This is a genomic window from Bacteroidia bacterium, assembly GCA_041391665.1.
Classification (GTDB): Bacteria; Bacteroidota; Bacteroidia; order J057; family J057; genus JAGQVA01.
Window position 1 is genome coordinate 867,226 of record JAWKNO010000003.1, and the last position, 19,210, is coordinate 886,435.

At 45.4% G+C, this 19,210-nt stretch carries 14 protein-coding genes; 7 read left to right on the forward strand and 7 right to left on the reverse strand.

Annotated features, from left to right (window positions below; genetic code table 11):
• Nucleotides 1–200: 200 nt before the first annotated feature.
• The gene (locus R3D00_26310; protein MEZ4776717.1) at nucleotides 201–1,811 is read left to right on the forward strand and encodes a hypothetical protein; all 1,611 of its coding nucleotides are present in this window, start codon (nucleotides 201–203) and stop codon (nucleotides 1,809–1,811) included.
• 247 nt (nucleotides 1,812–2,058) lie between these two features.
• Here R3D00_26310 and R3D00_26315 read toward each other — a convergent pair whose 3' ends face one another.
• Entirely contained in the window at nucleotides 2,059–2,955 is an 897-nt protein-coding gene (locus R3D00_26315; GenBank protein ID MEZ4776718.1) for an endonuclease/exonuclease/phosphatase family protein, read from the reverse strand.
• Between the two features lie 89 nt (nucleotides 2,956–3,044).
• Between R3D00_26315 and R3D00_26320 the strand changes: the two genes are divergently transcribed.
• From R3D00_26320 to R3D00_26330, 3 genes are all read left to right on the forward strand, one after another.
• Nucleotides 3,045–3,476: a response regulator transcription factor gene (locus R3D00_26320; GenBank protein MEZ4776719.1), complete on the forward strand. Its 432-nt coding sequence runs from the start codon at nucleotides 3,045–3,047 to the stop codon at nucleotides 3,474–3,476.
• A 119-nt stretch (nucleotides 3,477–3,595) separates the two neighbouring features.
• Complete coding sequence (locus R3D00_26325; GenBank protein ID MEZ4776720.1) at nucleotides 3,596–4,150, forward strand: DUF4199 domain-containing protein; 555 nt, start codon at nucleotides 3,596–3,598, stop codon at nucleotides 4,148–4,150.
• 94 nt (nucleotides 4,151–4,244) lie between these two features.
• On the forward strand, nucleotides 4,245–5,147 hold the full coding sequence (locus R3D00_26330; GenBank protein ID MEZ4776721.1) for a T9SS type A sorting domain-containing protein: 903 nt from the start codon (nucleotides 4,245–4,247) through the stop codon (nucleotides 5,145–5,147).
• A gap of 3 nt (nucleotides 5,148–5,150) precedes the next feature.
• Here R3D00_26330 and R3D00_26335 read toward each other — a convergent pair whose 3' ends face one another.
• The gene (locus R3D00_26335; protein MEZ4776722.1) at nucleotides 5,151–8,042 is read right to left on the reverse strand and encodes a T9SS type A sorting domain-containing protein; all 2,892 of its coding nucleotides are present in this window, start codon (nucleotides 8,040–8,042) and stop codon (nucleotides 5,151–5,153) included.
• Nucleotides 8,043–8,147: 105 nt separating this feature from the next.
• Here R3D00_26335 and R3D00_26340 point away from each other — a divergent pair, with 105 nt between their 5' ends.
• Nucleotides 8,148–9,560 (forward strand): hypothetical protein, encoded by a 1,413-nt coding sequence (locus R3D00_26340; GenBank protein MEZ4776723.1) that lies wholly within the window; start codon nucleotides 8,148–8,150, stop codon nucleotides 9,558–9,560.
• Nucleotides 9,561–9,629: 69 nt separating this feature from the next.
• Here R3D00_26340 and R3D00_26345 read toward each other — a convergent pair whose 3' ends face one another.
• Nucleotides 9,630–10,769 (reverse strand): ATP-binding protein, encoded by a 1,140-nt coding sequence (locus tag R3D00_26345; protein ID MEZ4776724.1) that lies wholly within the window; start codon nucleotides 10,767–10,769, stop codon nucleotides 9,630–9,632.
• A gap of 161 nt (nucleotides 10,770–10,930) precedes the next feature.
• Entirely contained in the window at nucleotides 10,931–13,984 is a 3,054-nt protein-coding gene (locus tag R3D00_26350) for a CHRD domain-containing protein (GenBank protein ID MEZ4776725.1), read from the reverse strand.
• Between the two features lie 369 nt (nucleotides 13,985–14,353).
• On the opposite strand from R3D00_26350, the gene R3D00_26355 reads away from it, so the two are divergent.
• The gene (locus R3D00_26355) at nucleotides 14,354–14,566 is read left to right on the forward strand and encodes a hypothetical protein (GenBank protein MEZ4776726.1); all 213 of its coding nucleotides are present in this window, start codon (nucleotides 14,354–14,356) and stop codon (nucleotides 14,564–14,566) included.
• Nucleotides 14,567–14,647: 81 nt separating this feature from the next.
• Nucleotides 14,648–14,881, forward strand: a complete 234-nt coding sequence (locus R3D00_26360) for a type II toxin-antitoxin system PemK/MazF family toxin (protein MEZ4776727.1) — start codon at nucleotides 14,648–14,650, stop codon at nucleotides 14,879–14,881.
• 15 nt (nucleotides 14,882–14,896) lie between these two features.
• On the opposite strand, the gene R3D00_26365 is transcribed toward R3D00_26360, so the two are convergent.
• The 3 genes from R3D00_26365 to R3D00_26375 are packed head-to-tail and all read right to left on the reverse strand — an operon-like array spanning nucleotide 14,897 to nucleotide 19,126.
• Nucleotides 14,897–15,673: a LytTR family DNA-binding domain-containing protein gene (locus tag R3D00_26365; protein MEZ4776728.1), complete on the reverse strand. Its 777-nt coding sequence runs from the start codon at nucleotides 15,671–15,673 to the stop codon at nucleotides 14,897–14,899.
• Entirely contained in the window at nucleotides 15,670–18,525 is a 2,856-nt protein-coding gene (locus tag R3D00_26370; protein ID MEZ4776729.1) for a two-component regulator propeller domain-containing protein, read from the reverse strand. Before R3D00_26370 ends, R3D00_26365 begins: the two co-directional genes overlap by 4 nt.
• 31 nt (nucleotides 18,526–18,556) lie before the next feature.
• On the reverse strand, nucleotides 18,557–19,126 hold the full coding sequence (locus R3D00_26375) for a YceI family protein (GenBank protein ID MEZ4776730.1): 570 nt from the start codon (nucleotides 19,124–19,126) through the stop codon (nucleotides 18,557–18,559).
• Nucleotides 19,127–19,210: the final 84 nt, after the last annotated feature.

Here is a 19,210-nt window from a genome sequence, read left to right on the forward strand (position 1 = left end):
ATTAGTTTACTGTTGGTCATTTTAAAAACAATGAATTAACCACAATTATTTAATAATCAAATTATTAACCAATAAAAATATAAACAAATATCGATTTTTTTAAAACATAGAATATGATTTGTCTAAGAAAAGTACTTCGATCACACCTTAGTTTTGAAATGAAGTTTCTTACAACAATTATCAACTTAACATTTAAAACTATGCAAGTCTTACCCACATCTATTCCCCAATCGTTCAAAATCACTGATCAGTATGTCTGGCTACCAAACATTTACACAATCCCCGCAGAAATTAGCTATGATGTAACTTGCAATAGCGAAACAGACGAGTTTTTGCCTTGTTTCTCATTTTCCAGAGCAGAATGGGATCGTAAAGAATGTGATGCACTATCCTGGTATGTATCTCCTCACAGAGATGATTTTACATTTCGTACCAATTTGTTTCGTAATTTTCCACAAGTAAACCGTCTTTCAGCAGGTTTTAAGCCTACAGTTGGAACAAAATTTAAAGTTTCCTGTAGCATTAATCAAACGTCTGCAACCTACTCTATCAATGGGCAGCCTTATGCCACGGCGACCTACAGTGATACAGATGTGCCACTTCAGGGTTATTTTGGATTTGCCAAGTATCAGACAGAAAATATTACTGTTGAAAATGTAACCGTAAGTGCAAAAAGTACTCTGCCTCCTCCAAGTGATGCTCAAAAAAGGATTTTAGTTAATGGCCTCACAAATATGCTGGAACTCCTGGGTCTTTTGCTTAGTGGGCAATCTGGCAAACCTACTACAGACGTAACACAGCAGGAAGCAGAAACTATGATTCGTAATGCAATCAAAGCATATCGTCAGACTCCCAGCCTTAATAGCCTGTCTTTGGATGATGTTCACAAAGCGATTAATGAGGTACATGACAAAGTCTATTCAGATGTGTCTTCTTTTTTTGATGAGGAGATTGCAGAACAAAGTTTAATGGCTGCAGCTCAGTTAGCAATGGCAGCAGGATCCATTTTTTCCTTCTTCCCACTTATATCGGTTATTTGTGATGCAGCATCAGTCGCAACGATGGCCACAGCCTTAGGCCTTGAAATCGACATAGAGAAAAAAGGCCCTAAAATTGCTTTGGAAGCGAATAGTCTTAAGTCTTTGGTGGATGCTGAACCTGCACTTGCTCCTGCCAAAGCTTGGAATGATGCCCGCTCAGCCGAACTTCTTACCATAGGTAAATTAAATGCTGGTATGACAACTTTCAGAGGCGACTCCGGCCTTTATTCACTGATTTTTGTAATCGATCAGAAGACGCCAAACCTCAATGATGATCAACTTTTTAATGAAGTAAAAAAGCTTTGTATTAACGTAAATGACCTAGCATCCAAAGTACCCAATCTTGGAAATAAATTATATGTTATTGCTAGTTCTGAAAATACTACAAAAATAAAGGAGGAGAAAAATGCAATGGCCGCAATCAGCCAGGAAGTAGCTCAGCTTGTAGGTGCTGTAGTAGCAATCGTTGTAATGGGTGCTAAGCTTTCTTACAATCTTTATAAGAACTATGAATCGATCAAAACATCTTATAATGCAGTAGAAGGTGATCCAATTCCAGAAGGAATGGAAGGCCGATGGACAAAAACAATGGGAACCTGTGAAAAAATTTCTGCCGGAATTGGAGCAGTTGCTGGTATTTTTGGTGCTAGTCTGGAAATATGGCAGGCAGTCAAAACGACTGAGCAAAAAAATCAGGCGTTATCTACCATTGATCAAAATCGTGATTCGATCATAGAGTACTATAATTCGGTATTATCTCATGTCCACTAGAATAAGGACATTGATCTGTCTGAAATTAATCGACTAAAAAAAACATGGGCAAACTTCATAGCCTGAAGTAGCCCATGTTTTTGCATAAAATAGCTATTTCGAATTATGTTTCTGTTAAACGTCTTACTTCTAAGATATTTTGATACAAAAAAACTAAAAATGGGACACCAAAAATCTAAAAGCCCAGTATTATACAGAGTTATACATAAAATAAAATGGTTTGAGATCTAGTAACTTAACCTACTTCCTATTCTCTTACATCCACCACAACCGGCAGATGGTCTGACAGAATTTCTGTTGTGCCATCTGCGATTATCTCCGCACGGTGCACGCGGGGGCGCAACACGTCATTCACAAAAACATAGTCCAACCGCCTCCGCGCACCGTGATTTTCGTCCTTCACCAGCAAACCCGGAAAAGAACCGGTAAATGTATAACCTTCCCCTCTAAATGAATTTTCCATATCAGTAAACCCCGCCGCTTCCAGCAGGGTCAATGGCGTATAGTCCAACTTTCCTTCCCGCAGGTTTTTCGCTTGCGTATTGGCAGAGTCCAGCCCCGCAAAAAATGGCTCCAGCAACCCATGTGAATAATAGACGGAATCGTGTGAACTGAATGTATTAAAATCGCCCGCCAGCATCACGGGTGCACCCGAGGGTAGTGTCGCAATATCAGCCAGTATTTTCTGCGTTTCTCTGATCCGAAACTCCCAGTTGGAGGGATGAAGGTGAATGCAGTACAGATACATATCTCTGATTTTTACACGAATCAATCCGTGATGAAACCCTTCTTCTGTCCGCACAATGTCCTCCATCGGAAATCGCGAAGTGATCCCGGTAGGGAAACCATTTTCCTTGAGAAGCACAGAATAGCTATGCCCCCAGCTTGTCGCATCCTGCTGCAATTGTTCGGGGGTGTATTCGTTTAATTCCTGAAGGCAGACGATATCGGGCGTTTGCGCCTTCATCCACGCCAGCCAGTTTTCTTTCCGCTCAGGCTTTTTGGTAAATCCGTAGTAGACATTGTGCGTAATCAGCCGAAAAGCAGTATCCTCAGCCTGTTTCGAAGAAGGCTGGCAGGAAAAGGTAAACAGGATCAGTATGATTGAGGGAATAAATATCCAAAGTCGGTAATGAAAAGACATGGGGATATAGTTTTTGATTCGGTAAATGAGGGTACGTGAATATAAGGGGAAAATATGGAGTTTTTCCCGATGTGCTGTATCTTCATACTATGAAAAAAACGATCCTCCTCTATGGTTTACTCATGGCTGCCCTCGTCTGGCTGCTCAAGTACCTGGACTATCGTTTTCTGGTGCGCGATATTTCGATGGAGATTTACATGGGGCTGATTGCTACGCTTTTTACCGGTGTGGGCATCTGGATGGGGCTGAAACTGACAAAACCAAAAATCGTCGTTCCACCGCGGGAACTGGAAAGGTTTACACCAGACAATTCGTGTTTGGAGCAAACAGGTATCAGCCCCCGCGAATATGAAGTGCTCGAACTCCTCGCCCAGGGTTTGTCCAATCAGGAAATCGCCGATAAACTTTTTGTTTCGCTCAATACGGTCAAAACCCATACTTCAAATCTGTTTTCCAAACTCGACGTCCGACGCCGCACACAAGCGGTACAGCGCGCCAAAGAACTGGGCCTCTTGCCCTGATTTGACTAGTCCGAAAGGGTGAATGGAGGACAAAACCTGCAAATCACCTGAAAGTATGAGGAGGAAGTTCGTATTCTGGCGCTATTTGGCAGCATCATTTTCACAAAACAACTAAAATCATGAGAAAAATTGTACTGATCTTCGGAAGCATTGCAGGCCTGATCTGCGGAGTTATGTTTTTCCTCAACCACCCTGCCGACCAGGCGGAGGCGATAAAAAACATGGAGAATGGCGCAGTCATCGGGTATGCCACCATGATCATTTCGCTGTCAGGCATCTTCTTCGCCGTGCGACAATACCGTGACAAATATCTGGGCGGAACCATTTCTTTCGGCAAATCTTTTCTGATGGGATTGTACATCACCCTGGTAGCGTCGGTGATTTATGTCGCTGCGTGGGAAATCTATTATACCAACTTTGGCTCCAACTTCGGCGATGTTTATGTCGAATATCAAAAACAACAATGGACAAAAGCAGGAATGAGCGCCGAACAAATCTCCACACAAGTGGAAGCGCAACAGTCCATGATGGACATGTACAAAAACAATATGGTTTTCAGAATGGGCATGACTTTCCTCGAAATCTTTCCTGTAGGATTGATTATTTCCCTGATCTGTGCTGTGATCTTCGGGGTAGTTTTGAAGAATAAGGGGGAGGCCGCTGCTTCGGTGTAACCCCATCAGCCAAACCTGCTATTTTGGACTGGCTTCATGGGGCTGATTTAAAGATTCTCTATTTTGACAGGGTTCTTTAAACCAACTACAAATCATGAAGCCAATCGCCCAACTTATCTTTCTGGGTATTTGCCTTACGGTCACCGATCGTATGCATGCCCAGCCACTGATGGAAATTCCTTTCGGAACTACCCCTGTTATTGACGGAATCATTAGTCAGGATGAATGGAGTGACGCAGATACGCTAAGTATTGCCATTCTCAACCAGACAAAAACCGTTACCGTTCTCTGTAAACACGACGGAAACAATCTTCATCTTGCCTATTTAGGTAACCTGGAATCAGTAAATGCGCGTTTCCCCGAAGTATTGCTGGATGTAAATAATGATAAATCCGCTACCTGGCTGCAGGACGACTGGTGGTTTCATGTGAGTGCAACAGACTGCGAATATCAGGGGCAGTACGGCAATTTTGACAGCTGCCAACTGGTAAGACCCAACTGGACAGCAGTACCGAATATGACTCCGGGTGCGCCATTTACAGATACCATCGAGGTTCAAATACCTTTCACGACGATCAATTTGGACACCAGCACATCCGATACGATCGGTATTTCTTTTCTGGTGACCAATACTTTCTCTGCATTTGAACACTGGCCAGCCAGCGCCAATAGAAATAATCCTTCTACCTGGGCCAATGCCGTATTCGCGGCGCAAACTACCGGTATCTCACAAGCAGAAAGTCTATGGCCTTCTTTTACTATTTTCCCCAACCCTTCTCAGGGGAGATTCAGGCTGGTGTTTGAAAATGAATTTATAGCTGAAACCGAAATTCGCATCGTAAATGCATGGGGACAGACGGTTTTTACAGAAAAAATAAATGCCCGGGAACGGCACGTAGAGCGAATTTTCGATCTTCTGGCCGGTCCGGGTATTTATTGGTTACAACTGAAAAGCGGGAATCACACCGCTTCGCAAACGGTCATTGTCGCAGAGTGATTATCAATTCTGTTTTTTAACCAACCCGCTGTCCAGCACTTTTCCGTCTCCCACCAGCCGATAACCGTATAGTCCCTCAGGCAGATTGGCGAGATTCAGGGTAAGCACGGAGGTTCCCTGCGCAGCCTCAAACATTACCGGCTGCCCCAGCAGATTAAATATTTCGCAGGTCAGCAGGCGGAATTGACTGCCTCCCTCTAAAGAAAAATGTACCTGCCCGCCCGTTGGGTTGGGCCATACTTTTACGTTGTCTCCTTCGATTTTTTCTATCCCGGTACTGACAATTTCGATCCGTACAAAATCCTCTCCCACCGTATGAAAAACCGATGCCGTGATGACAGGCACATTATAATCAAAGTAAATCGCCGCACGATTTTCAATACGCGTGCCGGGAAGGTTTCCAGGTTTCTGGCGAATGCGAAACTGCACGTATCCCTGAGAGCCTTCTTCGTCGGTGGTGCTGTCGGGCAGGAAAATGGGGTTAAACGTAAACCGCAGCACGCCCTGGTCGTCCACCCGCCAGGTATAGGCATGGCTGGAACCACCGGGTTCGATAGTGAGCGGATCGAGAGCCGGAGGGAGCGTATCAACAATGACTACACGCTGAGCAGGGGCTGTACCTGTATTCTGAAACCGGATCATATAGGATAGCGGAGTATTGTCGTAAATGTAATGCGCCGTATCATAACCAACAGGAAGGGCGAGTTTGTCATTGGGGTCGTAGGATGCTCCGTTTTGGCGGCATAGGATGTCGATGGAGGGCGCAACGTTGCCGTTGTAAAAGGCAGTGATCCATCCGGTCTCAAATCCTCCGCCGGGATAGGGCAGACACCCCTCGGCGAAGGCGATGGCCTGCGGATCGCCCAGAGAAGGCGGAAAGGCGGTATCCTGCTCCGCTTCAATGCGGTAAGAAGCACCCGGCGTAGCCGGTTCGAATAGAGACTGGCTCCCGCCGCTTCCCAACTGAAATGAACCCATCACAAAAATCACATCGTCGATGTAAATGGTATAATTATGCGCGGCCTGCATGGCCTCCCCCACATTGGTAAGGTCAAACCGTATGGTATCACCCAGGCAGGTGATTTCGGCCTGTATCTGCGGGCCCGTCCACGCGGCCAGATTGGTGCAAAACGTATCGGGCCAAATCTGCGCTTCCACACAATGGGTCTGCCCTGGTACAACCACAGAATCCAGCCAGGTGTGTATTTGAATGGTTTTGCATTCTCCTGCGATCAGGGTATCGAGGACGAAAGTGAAAATTTGGCCCACCTGACTCAACAGCGGGTAACTGGCGCCTCCATAAGTGAGAAAACTGTCCAGTTCTACCTGTACCAGTGTAGGGTATGAATCACTTGTGCCATTATTGCACGCCTGTACAGTGATTTGGCAACTGTCGCCGATAATGAAAGCTGGCGCAGAAACGTCCACATAGTTGAGCGGACAATTATAAGTTACCTCAAAGGGCACATTCACCTGCGCCAACTGAGCGGTCTGAGTAAAAGAAGTGACAGGAAGCGGCAGACATGAACTGTAATTCAGATAAGGGTGAGACAAAGGGGTGAGCTGGTAGTCTCCCAGAGGAAGCAAAAACTCGTATTTCCCGCTGTCTCCCGTGCTCGCATAAAACAGCGCATTGGTACTGAGGTTTTGGGCCTGAATAATAAAGGGAATTGTGCCGTAGGGAGATTCTCCCGCATCCATTAAGCAGTTGAAATTGGTATCTTCAAAATAATTTCCCCGGAGAATGTTGGTCGCAGTATTGCCCAGACTATCGGTGACAATGAGCAAAAACTGGTCGAGAATCGATAGTCTCCCCACGATATAATAACCGCCTGAAGCTGTGGTCCCGATGGCATGGGCTGCCTCATTTTCATTTACCGCCACAGAGCCATAAGTTTTGCTCCAAATGACATTGCCGTTGGCTGTAGTGCGAAGCAGGAGGATATCTGCTGCAGAACCTGGGTTAAAAACATAGGCAGCCACAAGCAGATCGCCGCCCGGAAGTTCGATCACTCTTCGCACGGAACGAAGCAGCGAATTGCTGAAAAAATGTGTCTGGGTTAACTGTCCGGAAATATTATACCACTGAAGATAACCGGTGGAAGCACCCGTAAGGCTGTCAATCAATGCTCCGGCCGCCAGATACCCGCCGCCTGAAAGTTTGTATATATCCGAAAGCTGAACCTCCGCTCCGGTAAAATTGTAGGTTGCCTGCCATTGCACCGTCCCCAGACTATCCACTTTCAGCAAAACTGAATGGGGCAGGGTATTTACATTTGCCTGGACGTTCCCCCCCAACAGAAAGCCCCCGTCTCCGGTTTGAAGGATACGGCCACAACGGTCAATTCCTCCCCAATCATATTCTTTTACCCAAAGCGTATCACCCAAATCATCGATCCGGATCAGGTAATAATCCATATTGTTGCCACTACCGATCACTGTCCCGGCAAGGGCATATCCTCCATTCACCTCCACAAAATCACCAGCCTGAGAAAACGGATCAGTCATAGTCTTGTCCCATAAAAGATTACCTGACGCATCAGTTTTCATATAATAAATATGCGGAGTGGCTAAGGGTTTTCGCTCTCCCATTACCAGATAACCCCCATCGCTGGTTTGTTTGACGCGCATTCCCGTTTCCAACGACCCCAGAAGATTATATCCCTGCGTCCAGAGGGTATCGCCCCGATAATCGGTTTTGATCAGATAGGCAGCGCCGCCGCCCGGGAAATAATTGTTGGTTCCAATCATGATGAAACCGCCATCGGTTGTCTGTTGCCCGTCAAATGCCCCCCCGCTTGGATATTGGCGCCAAAACTGGGCATGAAGCGCAGTCGGGTACAATCCCAGCATAAAGCTGATCACAAGAATAAGTCTGGAATGTTGTCTATACATGTTGTGTCGGATTATCGGATGATTTGTTCACAAGGTACATCCCCTATCGAAGTCATTATAAGACACTTTGTTTGAATTGTTGGAAAAAAACAGGCATTTTTATTTATGATTAACAGCAAGCTTATTCGCCTTTACCGGCAACTGGACAAGCCCGCATTGCGCCATTTCAAAAAATGGATTCAATCTCCGCTTCACAATCAGCATGAAGATGTCTGCGAACTTTTTCATTATCTGGAAAGCAGAAAATCACTTACGGCAGTGAGTTTGGGAAAAGAACGAGTTTTCCACCATCTTTTCCCCGGGCAGCCCTACCACGACGCGCGGCTGCGCACAGTTCAAAATCTTGCACTGGAAACGTTAAATCATTTTGTTGGATATTATTATACAGTTTCCTCCCCTTTTCAGTCCGAATTAAACATAACCCGTGCCCTGTTTCATTGGGACCAGCCCGAAGCCGCCGGGAATGTATTGGAAAAAATCCGCCAGGGCCTGAACACTTTGCCAGAGCTGAGTGAATCGGTCCTTTTACAACGCTATCAGGTTGAACAGATCAGTTTTGAGCTTGCCGGCACTCAGACCCGCACCGCTTCCAACAACCTGCCCAAACTATTTGAAAGCCTTTCGGCATTTTTTGCCCAATCAACTCTCCGTTATGCATGTATTGCCGCCTCACATACCCATGTTTCCGCCTCGCAGTACGAAATCCCCCTGCTGCCAGAAGTAATTGCGGCTGTGGAAAAGGGCTTATGGAATGCACAGCCCCCTATTTCCCTTTATTACCACGCCTATCTTGCCTTAAGCCAGATCGGAACACAGCATTTCAAGCCCCTGAAATCTGCATTTTTCAGTTTCCGGCATTATCTGCCTTTGCACGAGCAGCAGGAACTTCTTCTTATGGCCATCAATGCCTGTATCAAACAACTCAATACCGGAGAAGAAGCCTATGCCAGAGAAGCTTTTGAATTGTATGAACAGGGGTTGGAAACGGGGGTTTTGCTGGATGGGGAACAGTTAAGCCGTTTTACCTACAAAAATATCGTCTCAGTCAGCCTGAAATTGGGTGAATACGCCTGGACGGAATCATTTATCGAAAAATACACCCAAAAACTTGAGCCAAACTTCAGGGACAGCTACCACAATTATAATCTCGCCAGGCTGTACTTTGCCAAAGGCGAACACCAGGACGCGCAAAAGCTCCTCACGCGGATTACCGCCTATGACGATGCCTTTTTTGACCTGGGTGTGCGGATGATGTTACTGAAAATTTACTACGAATCGGGGGAAACAGATGCTTTGGAGGCTTTGCTGACCAGCTTTTCCCGATACCTTCAGCGGAAAAAATCATTGGGCTACCACAAACAGGTATATCAGAATATCATCCGGCTCGCCCGAAAAATACTCACGCTGCCCCCCCATGATCCCGAAGCGCAGGCAGCGCTGCGGGAAGAAATCAATGAAACCCATCCGCTTGCGGAAAGAGGCTGGCTTCTGGGGCAGTTGGAGAAGGGGAGGGAGTAAATAATGCAGAGCCGGGGTGCTATTCTATTCTAATGGCAAACCTTTAACTTATCTCAAACTTGCATAAAATCAGCATTCCCCCGGCGCCAAAAACGCCTGATAATTTTCGGGGTTTACTACTTTCAGTGAAGTGCCGGGATAGGTTTCCAGAAAACTACCCGGAAGCCGGGGTTGCTTTTTTGTATTCCATCTAAATTCGTATGCATGTAGTGCACCGTCATATTCTTCCAGATAATCAATTTCCTGGTGACTTACAGTTCTCCAGAAATAGGTTTTTCCATAAAATCTGTGAAATACATTTCGTTTATGGCGTTCACTGATGAGAAAATTTTCCCAAAGACCGCCAATATCTGTTCTCAATTCTGGCAGGCGATAATCTCCGATGACTGCATTCCGGATACCATTGTCGTAGAAATAAATCTTACGGCTTTTTTTCAACTCGGTGCGGAGATTTCGGCTGAATGTAGGCAGGCGAAAAATAATAAATGATTTTTCCAGCAAATCTATATAACGCTGTACCGTCGAAATATCACTCGCTACTACTTCAGCCAGTTTGTTGTAAGAAGTTTCTGAGCCCACCTGAAGTGCCAGTGTCTGAAGCAGTTTTTCAAATAATTCCGGCTTTCTCAGATCCTGAAACGAAAAAATGTCCTTATACAAATAACTGCCTGCAAGCTGATTGAGAATTTCGATTTCCTGTCCGGGATTTTTGACTACCTCGGGGTACATGCCAAATATAAGTCGCCGGTGTAACAGGCGAGATTCCTCAAAAGCTCCATGAAATATCTCCATTTCATAAGTGGAAAAGGGCAAAAGCGTGTATTCCCACTTTCTGCCAGTAAGTGGTTCATTGATCTGACTGGACAATTCAAAAGAAGAAGATCCGCTGACCAGTATGCGGACGGTCTTCATCTGGTCCAGAATAATTTTTAAAGTCAATCCGATATTTTTCACCCGCTGCGCTTCATCAATCATTAACAGTTCTGCATTTCCCACCACATTCTGAAGGTTAGGCAACGTCTGTGTTTCCAACCTTGCTCTTACAGCGGCATCATCACAATCTAACCGCAGCACACGGAAATTACTTCGCCGGGCGACCTCATCCAAAAGCGTGGATTTGCCCACCTGCCGTGGCCCTAATATCAGTACTGCTTTACCAGGTACAAGTTTTTCCTCGACCGTTTTCAATAAGACCCGATCTATATACATAGCTTCTGTTTTAGCTCAAAATATGAAATTTCCCGGTTATAACCGAGAAAAATAGCCATATTTCTCGGTTACAACCGGGAAATATAGCTATTTTGACTTGAGTACAAATAAAAAAGGCCCTCTTTCGAGGGCCTCCCCATTAGCAATCGAAAAAAACCACGTTATCGTTTGATGACTTTCAGCGCCGGGATAGCAGCTTCAGTCTGTTCAAGTCTTACAAAATATATCCCTGAACCCAGGTCGCTGAAATTGATTTCGAGATCATTATGACCCGTACCAATCACTACCTGACGCGCTTCGACCGTGCGGCCAGCCATATCCATAACACGAAGGGTTGCACGAATATTTACCTGGCTTTCAACGATCATATGTGCCACGTCCTGTACTGGTGAAGGGAAAAACGAAAGGGTAAACTGATCGAAAATCAATTCGTCAAGCCCCGTCAGTCCGCTGCGCACCAGTTGTACAGTAGCGCCCATTCCCCCCGAAGCCACACTTCCATCTGAGGCTAAGGCTCTGTGATAAAGTGTTACCGTATCACCTACATTCACACCATACAGTGCAAGCAGGGAATCGATGATATCATAGGTGGTGGAGAAGGAGAGATTGGTGAGTGTCTTCTGGCGCACGATCATCTGGGTAAACGCGCTGTCAAGCGCAAGCTCCCATGTATAGGTCAGGAGGTCATTGTCAGGGTCGCTGGCTGCTGACCAGTCTGCGGTAAATACGGAGTCTTCAGGCCCTACAATCTCTATGATCGCACCGTCTGACGGGGTAGTAATCACGGCATCGTCATTGGGGAAAAAATTGATTTCCGGCAATACCTGTCCGCGGATTTCTCCGGAAGGATTGGCAGAGGAATGCACATTCCAGTAATAATTTCCGCTGCGGATATCGGCGATTTGTGCAGAGTCCAGCACATAACGGTTGCTGTCGGCTTCATACACACCGCCAAACTGGTCGGGGTCGATCGTGGGTTTGAGCCCGATTTTGACCCCGCCATTGGAGCCATTTGCGCCGATATGAAAGTGAGAGGCGGTATAGTTAAGCGAAAGCGCATTAAATGACCCTATGACCACAAGATTGTTACCGGTAAGTGTCAACTTCAATGCACCGGTCGCAGGAGAAGAAACCGTATTCAACTGGTTGTCTGCTTTTGCATGTGTTGTAAAATAGGTTGCAGCCAATGGCAATACCGCTCCTCTGATTTCACCAGGCGTATTATTGACTGTGTGAATATTGACATACATTAGTCGGTTTAGCAGTGTATCAATCTGCCCGGGACGCGCTGTCAGGATATTGCTGGCGGCTTCAAATCTGCCCGATAAACCGCTGGTATCAGCGACAGTGACCAACGGAAGCTGGATGCCTCCGTTACGGCCGGGATAAGCAGCATGAAGATGAGCGCCACCTGCAACGTTAGGATTAAATGCGCTGTTGAGGTTGCTGAATGATCCACTCACAATCAAACGTGTACCTGTCCATTCAATATTGACAGCACCTGTCCCGTTGGTTTTTATAGGAACGGTCGAGCTGGTACCGGAAAGCGGAGCCACAAAATAACCCGTAGCTTCGTGAAGCAGTTGTCCTCTGATTTCTCCCGGTGCATAAAGGGTTGTATGAATATTGGCATACAACATCCTTGCTTTCAGCGTGTCGCGCATTCCGGCAGAGAGGGTGAAGGTATTGCTGTCTGCTTCAAATGTTCCGCCTTTATTATTGGGGTCAAGGGTAGGTTTGAGAGGGAAAACAATTCCGCCATTCGAACCTGCAAGTCCCAGATGAAGATGCGAACCACCTGCAACTGCAGGATTAAAATCGCCCTGAAGGTTATTAAATGAACCTGTTACAATCAGCTGGTTGCCCTGAATTTCGGCTTTGAGTGAGCCAAGACCGGTAGAGATGCGGGGAGAGACATCGTTGATACCGGATAGGAAACCATTCATCACAAATTGACTCTGAGGCAAAACCTGTCCGCGTATCTCTCCACCACCATTGGCAAAAGTGTGGATATTGGTATACATACGCCGGTTCATCAGGGTCTGTATTTGTGCAGCATTTACCGGAAAGGCATTGCTGTCTGCCAGAAAACGGCCAAATCTGCCAGTAGTATCCAACTCCAAATTCAGCGGAAAGGTAATCCCGCCATTGCGTCCGGCGATATTGGTATGGATATGTGCGCCACCGGCAACCGCAGTATTTACTGGCGAACTCAGATTTTGAAATGTTCCGCTCACAGTAAGTACAGAATCTTTATACTCCAAAATTGTCTGCCCTGTACCTCGGGTCGTAACTGGAGTGGGCTCATTACTGCCCGACAGATGGGTACGGAAAGTCATTTGCGGCATATTCAGTACCTGACCTCTGATTTCACCGGAGGCAACGGTAGTAGAATGAATATTGGCATACAACTCTCTGGCATACAGCAAATCTATCTGCGTCTGAGTCAGGGTAAAAGTATTGGAGTCGGCAAGGAATACCCCGCCCTTCAGGTTTCCGTCCACTGTAGGCTTGAGGGGAATCTGTATTCCGCCGGTTTCTCCGGCAAGACCTTTGTGAAAATGTGAACCACCTGCTGCCGCCGGATTAAAATCCCCATTCAATGTATTAAATGATCCGGAAACAATCAGTTGGTTGCCCACAAGTTCGAGCAACAGAGAACCCTGCCCGTCAGAAATAACCGAAGGAACAGAATTGCTGCCAAATAGACGTGCGCTGAAGTAATCGTCTGAAGCGGGAAGTAACTGCCCCCGAATTTCCCCTGAGCCGTATTTAGTCGTGTGAATATTGACATAATACTGACGGGAGTTGAGTGCGTCAATTTGTGCGGGAGTCAGAATAAATGTGTTGGAATCGCTAAGGAATACCCCGCCTTTCAGGTCAGCATCAAGCTCAGAGTTTAGCGGCAGTTGAATCCCGCCATTGCGGCCGGCATAGCCGAGATGGATATGCGCACCACCAGCCACATTCGCATTAAAATTGCCTACCAATCCGCTGAATGATCCGGAGACCACCAATATAGAGTCAGTAAGCACGGCAGTCACATCGCCCTTCGCCGGGGTAAGGATAGGAACAGAAGCCTGGTTCCCACTAAGTTGGGCAACAAACGTAGTTTGCGCCTGAGCAAAAAATCCACTCAACAGGAATACCAGCGCGAATGCAGGTATTCTTGTTAAAAGTGAAAAGTGAAGTAGATTGAGTTGAGTTCTTTTCATAAGTAAGTGTAAGTAGTTTGAGATTGCTGGTAAGCCGCTTATTCACGCGAAACCCCGCCCTTGTTATGACTTAGGCAGGGTGTTCGCTTCTGAATTGGAGAGCTATGGTAAACGTACCTACACCTTTACTTAGAAGGAAAAAATTGATGTTGTAACGGTAATTCCTTATACTGAAACGGGAAAAAGTATGACTGAAGCGGAAAAGGGGTATACTTCTTACCTGGTTCGGCAGCAATCACTCCTATAAATTTGATATTGAAGTGTAGGTGAAAATAGAATAACTTGTTACCAGGATTAGAAAAATTCAAACATAATCATTCATGAATTCCGTATAAAAAACGGTATATTTGAATTAACAAACGATAAGATATGGACTCTCCACTTCATCTTACCATTCCACTCTCTTTTAATCAGCTTTTTGACCTGATCAAACAACTCCCTGTTCAGGATAAAAAACGGTTATTGTCCTTTCTACTAATCAATAGTACAGAGGATGCACCACTTACTCATCTGGCTGCGGAATCCACATTAGCCAAAGATTGGAACAAACCCGAAGAAGACCTTGCATGGGAAAATTTGTAAAAGGGGATGTAGTTGTAATTCCTTTCCCGTTTTCGGATCTATCTGGCTCGAAAAAAACGTCCTGCTCTTGTATTAGCAGATTTGCCGGGTGATGATATTATTCTCTGCCAGATTACCAGTCAGTCTTCCAATGACCCATATGCATTACCATTGACATCTCATGACTTTCTGTCTGGTTCATTGCCTTCAAACAGTTTTATACGACCTTCCCGGATATTTACGGCAGACAAAAATATCATTTTGAAAAAAGCCGGGACTCTTCGCACATCTCACACAGCAACAGTAACAAAAAAAATTATTGATATCCTGACCTAACGGACTGCGAAAACATCACTCCGCCCCCCCTGTAAGCCAGCGCTTGAAAGTCGCAGCTCTTTCGGAACTGACAATCGTATCGTCATCCACAGGTGGATTGAGGTTGATTTTGACCCGGGATTTCGAGTAGGTAAACATCTGGTCTATGGCGGCAATGTTGATGATAAATTTCCGGTTGATACGGAAAAACTTTTTGGGATCCAACATAGCGTCCAACTGATCGAGGTTGTAGTCCACGGGATAATTTTTCCCGCCGTGAGTTTTCATAAAAGTGACCCTCGAATCCACATAAAAATAGGCGGCCTCAGCGATTTCAATGGCCTTGATATGCTGCCCATACCGGATAACCAGTCGCTGCGGGTATTCTGTTTTATTTTTTTCTAATGCTTCGGCGAGTTTTGCGTAGTCGAGATTTTCCAAAACCAGCTTATTTTTGTCGTAAATCTGCCGGAATTTTTCTAAGCTGGTGCTCAACTCTTCCTTTTTAATGGGTTTAAGCAAATAGTCCACGCTATTTACCTTAAATGCCCTGACCGCATACTCGTCATATGCTGTTGTAAAAATAATCGGTGCCTTGACTTCCACTTCCGAAAAAATATCAAATGAGGAGCCATCAGCCAAATGGATGTCCAGCATGATCAGATCCGGATGAGGATGTACGCGAAACCATTCTATAGCAGCCTCGACGCTGTCGAGCACAGCCACGATTTCAGAATCGGGCGAGATTTCGGCAATCATTTTTTCCAGCCTTTGGGAGGCGTTGAGTTCGTCTTCGATGATAAGGATTTTCATATCACTGGGGTTTTCAACAAAGGAATATGTACCATAAACTGTGTTTGGGTAACCTCTATAATCACTTCCTGGTCGGATAACAACCGGTAGCGGTGTACAATGTTTTGAAGTCCCATTTGTGTGGATGGCGCTTTTTCCCGCCGAACCTGGAGGTTATTGTGTACAGTCAGATACCCGTCCTTTTGGGCGTTTATTTCGACATAGAGGGGTTTGGACCTGGAGACTATATTGTGTTTTAAGGCGTTTTCAACGAGGAGTTGCAGGGTAAGTGGTGGCACGTTGCAGTCCGTCAGAAGCGATTCTTCCAAATTTATCTTTACATCAAAATTATCGCCATACCGCTGTTTCTGGAGAAACCGAAAATTTTCAAAAAGCGTGAGTTCTTCCTGAAGCGAAATGACTGACTGATGTCGGTAAGCCAGAATATTGCGAAACAGGTCAGATAACTTCTCCACATATTTTACCGCGACATCCTGGTCATTTTCGATAATGGAAATAAGGGTATTAAAACTGTTGAATAGAAAATGTGGATTGATCTGGCTCTTCAGGGTCTCAAACTGTGACTCGATTTTTTCTTTTTCCAGACGTTCTGTTCGCCGAAGTCGTTTCTCACGATCCTTTACCCAAATATAGGTGATTGAGATTCCAAAGGTTATGCTCAACAGAAAAAACCACCAGGTCTGCCAAAAGGGTTCATTGATGTGAAAACTATAACTCACTTCTCTTGATCGGGAAAAATCGCCCAGCAAGGATGCGCGCAATTCAAACGTATAGGTTCCCGGAGGAAGACTCGGATAAATGGCCTGCTGGTTGCGCGATTCCACCCAATCTATATCATACCCCACCAACCGGTGCTGATAACGGACATTCCTTGGTGCCTGATACCACAGACCTACATAGTTAAAGCTTACATGATTTTCGTTATGCGCAAGGTGCATCGGATCTCTTTCACCCATATCGTCCAGAAAAATTTTAACATCAGTAATTCTCGTAGCCGGTGCAAACTGGATCTGCGTTTGAGATTGACTAAAGCGTATCAGCTTGCCCTCAGCGCCGATCCACAACCGGCCATTTTCGTCGCGATCGATGACATTTAATTCTTCCCCGATATTACTTACCCCGACATCTTCTTTCAACTCGACAATACGCCCGGAAGAAGGGTAATACATATCAATATGAGAGGGATAGGTGATCAGCAAAGCATGATCATTTACCACAGCAAATGAAGAAATAGTGGCAGCATCTGTCTTCACAAATACCCCCTTCTCTTCTTTACCATTTGCAGCAATCATACAGACGCCTTTTTCTTCTGTGCTAAACCAGAGATTCCCGGCAGGATCTTCGTCTATCCCAAACACGGTCTCCCGGTTGAGTTCATGGATCGTGCGAATTTCCCCATTTTCCCAAACGCTTACCCCTTTTCCGTCAGTGGCAAACCATACCCGCCCCTTTTTATCCACAAACACTTTATATATATAGTCGATACTGAGCCCATCTGACCGGCTATAGCGGTCAAATCCCACCACCTTTCCATTATCACCCAGCCGGAAACGGGAGGCACCGCCAAAAGTCGCAAACCACACTTCATTCCCTTTTCCATCAATAGACATTACATGGTCATTGGCAAGGCCATCAACTTCTGTATAATGTCGTCGCTGGCCGGTTTTTACTTCCAGACGCCACACCCCATCGCCAATTGTACCCAGCCAAAGGCTTCCCGTCTCATCTTCATATATGCTCACAATATTGGCGGAAAACCCTTCGGCGGTCTTTTCAATTTTTCCTGTATGCCGGTCAAAGCAAAATAGCCCGTCCTCTGTACTATACCAGACACAATCCTTCCCGCAATGGATGCTGAGCACCTGCTTGTCCACCGGTACAAAAGCAAGCGATTCGAAAGTACTCTGTATTCCTCTGCTATGAACAGAAGTCCAGACATTGCCTTCATGGTCTGCCAACAGATCATATACCTGTGTCTTTTCATTTCTGATCTGATGAAATTGCCCATCTTCCCAGATAAACAAATCATCGTGGTCGGTTCCGATCCAAACAGATGTAGCCAGAGGCAACAGACAGGAAACCGCTCCGCCAGGCCAGTCCGGAAGCCCGTAAAACTTTTTCTCTGAAAGATTATACCGCCCCACCCCACCATCATACATTCCGATCCACATATCTCCGGAAGGGGAATACACCAGCTCCCTGACAATATTGTCTGTAAGCCCGTCTTTCAGATTGAGGACTTCAACGATCTTTTTTCCCTTTTCCAGATAACATATGCCGATTCCCCTGTCCGTACCTGCCCATATTCTTTTTTTATTGTCACGGGCAATCACATACACATCGTTTTCAGGCAAACCATCATCTGTGTCAAAAGAATACAGGCGGTGGTTGTACAGATAATATAAACCTTCCCCGTAAGTGGCGATCCAGAGATTCCCGTCAATATCTTCCTGAAAACCGGTAATGGCAACGGAAGGCGTTCCTTCTTCCGGCGAAAATGCAGTAACCACTCCGCCTGAAAGAATGTCTATTTTTCCCGATTCATAGCCTATCCACATTTGCTGGTCGGCACTTTGATAAATAGCTGTAACCGATCTTTCTGTGAGTGAATCAGAAACAAGTACAGCCCGCCAGTTGAGGCCGTCATAGGAAAACAGACCAGACTTTGTACCTGCCCATACAAATCCATTGCTGTCCTGAAAAAGCAGTCTGGCAGGTATATTTTCTCCGGGAGAAACATGAGAGACCAATACAGGCATTTGGCCACGCGATTCCACCATGATACACAGGAAAACACTGACCTGGAAAAGGACAATCAGCCAGTGGAACAGGGGATTTCTGTATAAATACATGGGGTGGTCTCTCCTAAAATTACAGATTCATTCAACGTTCTGAAACACTTTTCTCAATCATTTCCATAAAGATAGAAACTTCAATTTCCTCGGCTATTTTTTGACTCACAATCTTAGGGATAGAAATATTGTGATCGACTAAAAGTACAGAAAACTGGGCTTCGATTACCATTTTTCCATCTTTGACGGTAAGCTTACTCCTGATAATTCTTTCCTGTGTGACCCCGTGAATCGTAAGTTGCCCTTTTGCCCTAACCATTACTTCACCTTTTTGACTGACATCTAGTGCCTCTATGATTTTACCCTGAAAGGTTGCATTGGGGTAAAGATCACTTTCCATAAACTTCTCATTAAAATGCTCCTTCTGAAGCGGGCTGTTAAATCCCTCGAAACTCTGAATGGAAATACTAAAGGCGAAAGTATTTTTATTTGTGTCCAATGCACCGCGGAGATTATTAGAAGCGGCCTTAATCAACTCTAAAGGTGCATTGGAAGTAAAGTTCACCCTGCCGTCATTGGCGGTATATATCCCTGACGAAGCAGGAAGAACGGCACTGATAACTGAAAGCGGAAAAAACAAAAGATGGATAAAGAATAACATGGGCTTATTATATGAGGATAAAATTATAACCCTGAAACAATAAAATAAATTAAAAATGACTGTAACCGGAAAATCAAAGTTTGT